Here is a 7,325-nt window from a genome sequence, read left to right on the forward strand (position 1 = left end):
AAAGTGTTGCAAAAAGTACTGATGCGCAAATCCTTCGCCAAGAGCCTGTTTGTAGCAGCGTTTCCTGAGAAGTTTGTCACATCGATGAAGCGCGCACTAATGGAACGCAATACGGGTAAAAAGCCAGAGCTGTCTAATGAAGACAGGGCGTACTTTCTGCAATTGCTCAACGATGAGAAGAGCAAGATATTGCCAAATACCCCTGACACTCAGTTGTTGTCGGCGTTGTATCAACAATGAACGACACAAAGCAAGTCTCTATCGTACCGCATATTTTGTTCGGGATGTTTTGTCTCGAACTGTTTTTCCTGTTTGTGAAAAAGATAAGCCTTGCTTTGTATGGTCCATTCGATCTGATTGAAAAACTGTTCCCCATTATCGCGATTGGCCTGCTGGTAACCGTTATTAAACCCAGGCTCAATTTTTACTGGTGGCTGTCGCTGGCGATGTACGTTGGCTATTTGCTGTATGGCGTTCTCATTTCGCTGGCGAATCAGAAAGGCATGAAGATCATTTTGGTTCAGATGTATCACGAGCTCAAATTCTTTCCCATGATGATGCTGTTCTCGGTTGCCAAGTGTGAAGAAATCTGGACCCGCCGCACAGTGAAAGTGATCAAGCCGCTTATTTTTCTATGCATTTTACTGATTGTTTTTCAGGCTGGGGCATCCGGTGCTTACAACGCGCTGTTTTCCAGTGGTGGGCATTTTGAACCCGGACATTTCGGGGGCATGTTATTGCCCCGGTTTGTTGGTTGGTTCTGGCATCCCGGGCAGTCTGCCTTGTTTTTTACTATTGCCGCTGTGCTTATCAGTGTGGAGTACCGTCGCGGCAATATCCGCTTTGGTTACTCAATGATCTTCATTTGCATCGTATTCGTGTTCGTTGCTATCCAGCGCCTTGAGCTGATGCTGATGTTTATGGCGCTAATGGCGCTAAAAGTGCAAAACACACTCAATGTTGACTACCGCCCATTGCTTGCACTTATTGTGTTTGCGTTTTTCACCTGGCTCATTGCCTACCTGTGTATCGACAAAAACAACGTGTGGTATGTGCTTGAAAACTTCGAGTCACCCCGGGTTATTTTTCTGGTCGAGGCAGTCTTTGAATTATTCGACAGCAATTTTTGGTGCGGGGGTTGGGGCACCATTGGCAGCCATGCAGCGGCCGATGTGGCCAAGGTTTACGAATATAACGCCATGAAAGATTTATGGTGGATCCAGTTGGGCCAGTATTTCTACGACACCTACTGGCCGCATGTTATCGGCGAAACCGGTATTCCCGGCTATTTTCTGCTGCTACTGTCCATGACCTTCACGGTATGCGCGCTCAAACGCCCGGAAGCCAGCCTGTTGTTATTTTTGTTGTTGTTAACCAGTGCGCTGTCTTCAAACGCCCAATCACTTTACCACCTGACCATTTTTGGGTGGTTTATTACGTTGCTGGAAAGCGATCCGAATGGATGGCGCAAAACAGCGCGACAACCCGTTTCAAATCACGTTGGCATTCCTGCCGGAGGATTATCATGAACACTGTAACTGAACGCAAAGGCATCGCCGTTGTGGGTACCAAGGCCAAAGGCGGTATTCACGCCGTTATTGAGAATCATATCCAGGCCGGGGTATACGACGATTACGATCTCTATCTGATCGCATCTCACGACGATGGCGGCATGTTTAAACGTTTTTATACTTATTTCGCAGCGCTGGCTTCGCTGCTGAGCTTGTTATTCAGGGGGAAGGTGTCTGTTTGCCATTTACATGGCTCACACAAAGGCAGCATTTACCGTAAGGCCCTGTTTATTTTTGTATGCCGCTTGTTTAAGTGCAAAGTCATTTTTCACCTGCATGGTTCGGTGTTTGCCCGCACCTACGACAGTGCTGGTGGGTTTTACCGGGGACTGGTGAAATACGTTCTCAACGGCGCAGACAGCGTTTTTGTGTTGTCGCAGTACTGGGCAAACTATGTTGGATCCATTGCTCCCGACGCTGATATTCGCATCATTAATAACTTTCCCTCGCCAGTATTTGAAGGGCTTTTTCATGAACGCCGTTTCAATGCCAATGCGGTAACAAAGCTGCTGTTTCTGGGGTATATCGGACAGCGCAAAGGCGTTTATGATTTAGTGGACGCAGTAGCGATATTGAAAGCGCAAGGCGTTACTGGGTTCACAATAACCGTTGGCGGTAACGGCGAAATTGAACAGCTAAAAACGCTGATAAAAGAACGCGAACTGTGTGCGTATTTCGACGTGATTGGCTGGGTAACCGGCGAGCAAAAGTACCGTTTGATGAACGAATCGGATGTACTCTTGTTACCGTCTCACAATGAAGGTTTGCCCATTGCAATATTGGAAGCCATGTCTGCCGGACTGGCGGTGATCAGTACTACCGTGGGTGGTATTCCTGAAGCCATCCCCAACGACCAAACCGGGCTGTTAATTGAACCCGGCGATCAACAAGCGCTGGCATCCGCGATTGCCAAATACATTGCAAACGCAGGGTTAGTTGAGCAGGCCGCACGCTGTGCCCGTCAACGATATGATGCGTCGTATTCATCAGCAGCGAATCTTCAAACCATCAGAGCAGTATTGCGTGGATTGGTGAATTTGAAATTGTCTGCGGTTTTATAATGCTACTGAGTAAATTGACGAGATGAATACCTTAGTGTCAGTGGTCATTGCTGCCTACAATGCCAGCCAAACCTTACCTGTGGCAATTGAATCGGCATTACAGCAACAAGGGTGCGATGTTGAGCTGCTTATTGTAGATGATTGTTCAACCGATGATACCCTGACCATTGCCACTCAGTTTGCCATGCGCGATAACCGAATTCGCGTGTTTCAAACCCCGGATAACCGCGGGCCTGGTGCCGCCCGAAATCTTGCATTATTGGCAGCCAAAGGACAGTGGATAGCAGTACTGGACGCCGATGACAGGTTTGCCCCTTACCGCCTGGCTACGTTACTTGCTGTTGCCCAGCATCAGCGGCGGGATATGGTCATCGACAGTTACTATCTTACTAAAGCGGGAGAGCGCATACCGTCGGGCTCCCGGTTTACATCGCTGTGTTCCCAAGCCGACATGCGTTCAGTTAGTGCAACCGATTTTGTGAGTCTGGGGCTGGGTTCCACAAAACCGCTGATCCGCACACTGTTCCTGCGTTCACATCAGCTCAGGTTTAACCCCGCTATAAAATGCGGCGAAGATTTGTTGTTATATAGTCAGCTATTGATCGCCGGCGCTTCCTGTACGTTTGTGAATTTGCCCTTATATTACAGAACCGAATCAGCGGGATCGCTGAGCAGAAAAAACAAAGTGCAGTCGCTATCGGCATTAGCTAACGCACTTTTATTACTGCACAACAGTGTTTCGAAAACCTCGTTTTCGTCTGACATGCTTGGCAAAGCCATTGGATATCGTATGAAAGTAACCAACGATGCTCTTGCTGCTGCGAAATGGCGGTATTGGATGGCCAGCCCCCGTACCGCACCACTTCCATCACTTCGTAACGCCTTCGAATTTATTCGCCATATGTGCTTTCGCAAAGTGCGATATGCCACAAAATCGCTCTGAATACTGCGTGTTTTGCATTCTGCATACGGGTATTTTAAAAACCATTCCCGATTTGCGAAAAATTCTGAAGCGATAATTTTGAATTCTGTTAACTTATTGTATTTAAAGGTATAAAAAGTTGGCTCGCCCTATGCAAAACCTATGGTGTCGTTAGTACAGCAACTGTATTAACCCTTGTTAATACTGGAGTCACACCATGAAAAACAAAAAAATATTAGCAGTAGCTTCTCAAGGCGGCCATCTCATTCAATTGTTAAGACTGAAGCCAGTGCTTGACCGTTTTGATACCAGCTATGTATCAAACCAATATCGCGAAGGCATGGGGAAAGACTTCTCCCTGGTCACCGATGCCAACGGCGATGAAAAATTAAAACTTATTCTTCTCTTTTTGCAAATGAGCTGGCTGATTATCACCAAGCGTCCTGATGTGGTGATTTCCAGTGGCGCAGCACCGGGATTTTTTGCCGTCATGCTGGGCAAGCTCATTGGCGCGAAAACTATCTGGTTAGACAGCATCGCCAATGCTGAGGAGTTATCTCTTTCGGGTAAAAAAGCCGGTACATTCGCTGATTTGTGGTTAACGCAATGGCCAAATCTGGCGTCGCCAGCCGGCCCTAAATATCAGGGGAGAGTACTATGATATTTTTAACTGTTGGCACTCAATTACCGTTCGACCGTTTTGTTGAAATTGTGGATAACTTTGCGGCAACACACCCGGAAATAGAAATTTTTGGTCAGATTGGTGAAGGCAGTTATCAACCCAAGCACTTTGAGTATTGCGCATTTCTGGATGAGCACGCTTACAAAGCGCAGTTCGATAAGGCGTCGTTGATCCTGGCCCACGCAGCTATGGGATCCATCATTACGTCATTAATTGAGTCTAAACCGGTTGTTGTGTTTCCGCGTCGCGCGTCGTTAGGTGAACACAGGAACGAGCATCAACTGGCAACGTGTAAAAACTTTGAATCGCTGGACGGTTGTTATGTTACGTATGACAAGGCGCAGCTACTGTCTACCCTCGATGACGTAACCAATTTACACGGTGGGCATCTGGGTCTTTATGCTAACCAGGAATTACTGAATAGCATCGAAAAATTCATTCTGGCGTGATGTTGGAAGCGACTCCTATGGTAAAAACACTCAACTGGCGGGCTTATCTTTCTGAGCCAGATATGCGCGACATGTTGCTGGGTAGTCTGGCGGGGCTGCTGGTAAAGGTGCTGGCAGCGATCAGCCTGTTCGCAATGAACGTCGTGGTAACCCGAACCATAGGAGCCGCCGAAGCCGGACTTTTCTTTTTAGCCTTTACCCTTATTACCATTATTGCCACCGCTGGGCGCATTGGTTTAGATCAGGCGGTTGTACGTTTTATTGCCAGCGATGTCGCAAGTGGAGGCAGTAAACAAACACACAGTGTGTTCAGTAAAGCTATCCAATGGACGCTGGCGGTAACGCTTGGACTCTCTTTGGTATGCTGGCTAGGCGCGGAGTGGCTGAACAATAACGTATTTGAGTTACCTGGCTTTGAACTGGTGTTCAGAACGATGTTGTTCAGTGCACCATTTATGGCGTTGTATATTATTCACGCCCAGGCGTTGCAGGGGCTTAAGAAAGTATCCCGCGCGATGCTGGTGTCCAGTGTGGTGTTGCCAGTTGGTATATTGCTACTCATTTTATTAATGCCAGTAAACAATGCGAAAGCGCTGAGTGACTATGTTGTTTTCGCCAGTGTGCTCACACTCGCTACCGGTTGGTATTTTTGGATGCAGTCTGCGCCTGAAGCAAAGGTGCAAATGCCTTTTTCTTCGGCATTGTTGCGCGCAACCTGTATGCCACTTTGGACAGTTGCCATAGTGCATCAGGTTATTCAGTGGTCTTCACAGCTGTTGCTGGGTGTATGGGAAAGCGCTGAATCGGTAGCCTATTTCGCCACTGCGCAACGCACCGCTATGCTCACCAGCTTTATCTTGTTTGCCGTTAATACCATAGCCGCCCCCAAGTTTGCTGCTATGCATGCCACAGGCAATATGCAGGGAGTTAAACGGATGGCACTGATTTCAGTGCGGATCATGCTGGCGGTTTCGGTACCGGTTACGCTGTGTATTTTATTATTCCCGGCATGGCTGATGAGTGTATTCGGTGAAGAATTCAGGCAAGCTGCCCCGGCACTTGTGATCTTGGCGATTGGCCAGTTTATTAACATTGCCACTGGATCGGTCGGGTATCTGCTGAGTATGACAGGTAACGAAACGAAAGTGCGTGACAACGTAGTAATTAGCGGCGTTGTCACCGTTGTGCTGGGGACCTTCCTCATTCCTTCATTTGGCGTAATTGGCGCATCGATAGCCTATGCCTGCGGGGTGGCTTCGCAAAACCTGCTGGGTGTCTATCAGGTAAACAAGCACCTGGGATTTAATACCCTGTGCTTCTGGAGAAGTTAGTTAACCGTCAGGCAAGATGCCTGTCTGCTAATACACGCTCTCTTTCTTAACGATAACGATGTCATAGCTTGATCGGTGATATTGGCCTTACTAGTCTTTCTGCTTTTCATCTCAAATTAAAATGCGACGAACTGCTTTGTTTGTGATTGACAACGATGTCGGTGAGGGTTATTTTGCACTCAATTTCTACATTTTGTTAACAAAGCTAACAAAAGGTTGTTGGGTTACACAAGCCGTGCAGCGCAGCGAGTTTTCAATAAACACAGAGTTGAATATGTCAAAAAATACATACGATGCCATTGTCGTTGGTTCAGGGATTAGCGGCGGCTGGGCGGCAAAAGAGCTGACCGAAAAAGGGCTGAAGGTACTGATGCTTGAGCGCGGCGAAAATGTCGAGCACATCAAAGACTACACGAACATGAATAAAAACCTGTGGGATTATCCACACCATGGTCGTCCAAGTCTGGAAGCACTGGCCACTGAACCGAATATGGCGCGTGGCAAAGGCTACCCGTTTAACGAGCCCACTATGGGCGCCTGGGCAAGTGCGACAACGGCACCGTATGTTGAGAAAGAACCTTTTCAGTGGTTTCGTGCCTATCAGGTGGGGGGCCGTTCGTTGTTGTGGGGGCGTCAGTCATACCGGTTAAATCCGGCAGACTTCGAAGCTAACGGCAAAGAGGGCATTGCGGTAGATTGGCCGATCCGTTATGAAGACGTTGCACCCTGGTACTCCTATGTAGAAAAGTTTGCTGGTATCTCCGGTAATCGCGATGGTCTGGACGTGTTACCTGATGGTGAGTTCCTGCCCGCTTTTGCGTTTAACGCGGTGGAGAAGGATCTGCAGGCACGCCTGAAAAAGCAATACAAAGGGGCGCGACACATCATTATGGGCCGCACGGCACATATTACTGAATCACGTCCTGAACAAGGGCGTGTAAAATGCCAGCACCGTGATAAATGCTGGACCGGCTGTCCGTTTGGCGGCTACTTCAGTACACAGTCTGCTACGCTGCCAGCCGCACTCAAAACCGGTAATTTGACCTTGCGACCACTGTCTATTGTTAAAGAGCTGATTTACGACAAAGACAAAAAGCGCGTAACCGGTGTTGAAATTATTGATTCTGAAACTGGCTTAACCGAAGTGTTTCACAGCAAAATTGTCTTCCTGAATGCGTCTGCGCTGAACTCAGCCTGGTTGCTGATGAATTCTGCGCGCGATGTGTGGGACAACGGTCTGGGCTCCAGTTCTGGCGAGTTGGGGCATAACGTCATGGATCACCATTACATGCTGGGTGGCGTGGCCGAA

General features: G+C 48.1%; 8 protein-coding genes. All 8 read left to right on the forward strand.

What is annotated here, in order from left to right:
• The coding region (locus tag ACLR2L_RS17320) for a hypothetical protein (protein ID WP_413369898.1) at positions 1-240 on the forward strand (240 nt) is incomplete at its 5' end.
• On the forward strand, positions 237-1,529 hold the full coding sequence (locus ACLR2L_RS17325; RefSeq protein ID WP_413369899.1) for a hypothetical protein: 1,293 nt from the start codon (positions 237-239) through the stop codon (positions 1,527-1,529). The genes ACLR2L_RS17320 and ACLR2L_RS17325, both read left to right, overlap by 4 nt.
• Positions 1,526-2,632: a glycosyltransferase family 4 protein gene (locus ACLR2L_RS17330; RefSeq protein WP_413369900.1), complete on the forward strand. Its 1,107-nt coding sequence runs from the start codon at positions 1,526-1,528 to the stop codon at positions 2,630-2,632. The genes ACLR2L_RS17325 and ACLR2L_RS17330 overlap by 4 nt, the downstream gene beginning before the upstream one ends.
• Before the next feature lie 22 nt (positions 2,633-2,654).
• Positions 2,655-3,575: a glycosyltransferase family 2 protein gene (locus ACLR2L_RS17335; protein WP_413369902.1), complete on the forward strand. Its 921-nt coding sequence runs from the start codon at positions 2,655-2,657 to the stop codon at positions 3,573-3,575.
• A 196-nt stretch (positions 3,576-3,771) separates the two neighbouring features.
• Complete coding sequence (locus ACLR2L_RS17340; RefSeq protein WP_140961722.1) at positions 3,772-4,215, forward strand: UDP-N-acetylglucosamine--LPS N-acetylglucosamine transferase; 444 nt, start codon at positions 3,772-3,774, stop codon at positions 4,213-4,215.
• Positions 4,212-4,685, forward strand: a complete 474-nt coding sequence (locus tag ACLR2L_RS17345; protein WP_140961720.1) for a glycosyltransferase — start codon at positions 4,212-4,214, stop codon at positions 4,683-4,685. The genes ACLR2L_RS17340 and ACLR2L_RS17345 overlap by 4 nt, the downstream gene beginning before the upstream one ends.
• Positions 4,686-4,702: 17 nt before the next feature.
• Entirely contained in the window at positions 4,703-6,016 is a 1,314-nt protein-coding gene (locus ACLR2L_RS17350; RefSeq protein WP_413369904.1) for a lipopolysaccharide biosynthesis protein, read from the forward strand.
• A 274-nt stretch (positions 6,017-6,290) separates the two neighbouring features.
• Positions 6,291-7,325 (forward strand): GMC family oxidoreductase N-terminal domain-containing protein (locus ACLR2L_RS17355; protein ID WP_413369905.1); only part of this gene is annotated, 1,035 nt, incomplete at its 3' end.

This window comes from Alteromonas sp. AMM-1 (assembly GCF_047290655.1).
Classification (GTDB): domain Bacteria; phylum Pseudomonadota; class Gammaproteobacteria; order Enterobacterales; family Alteromonadaceae; genus Alteromonas; species Alteromonas mangrovi.

Excerpts from the sequence above, each read along its gene's own strand:
- ACLR2L_RS17340 (WP_140961722.1), top strand. The coding sequence starts at position 3,772 with ATGAAAAACAAAAAAATATTAGCAGTAGCTTCTCAAGGCGGCCATCTC.
- ACLR2L_RS17335 (WP_413369902.1), top strand. The coding sequence starts at position 2,655 with ATGAATACCTTAGTGTCAGTGGTCATTGCTGCCTACAATGCCAGCCAA.
- ACLR2L_RS17345 (WP_140961720.1), top strand. The coding sequence starts at position 4,212 with ATGATATTTTTAACTGTTGGCACTCAATTACCGTTCGACCGTTTTGTT.
- ACLR2L_RS17330 (WP_413369900.1), top strand. The coding sequence starts at position 1,526 with ATGAACACTGTAACTGAACGCAAAGGCATCGCCGTTGTGGGTACCAAG.
- ACLR2L_RS17350 (WP_413369904.1), top strand. The coding sequence starts at position 4,703 with ATGGTAAAAACACTCAACTGGCGGGCTTATCTTTCTGAGCCAGATATG.
- ACLR2L_RS17325 (WP_413369899.1), top strand. The coding sequence starts at position 237 with ATGAACGACACAAAGCAAGTCTCTATCGTACCGCATATTTTGTTCGGG.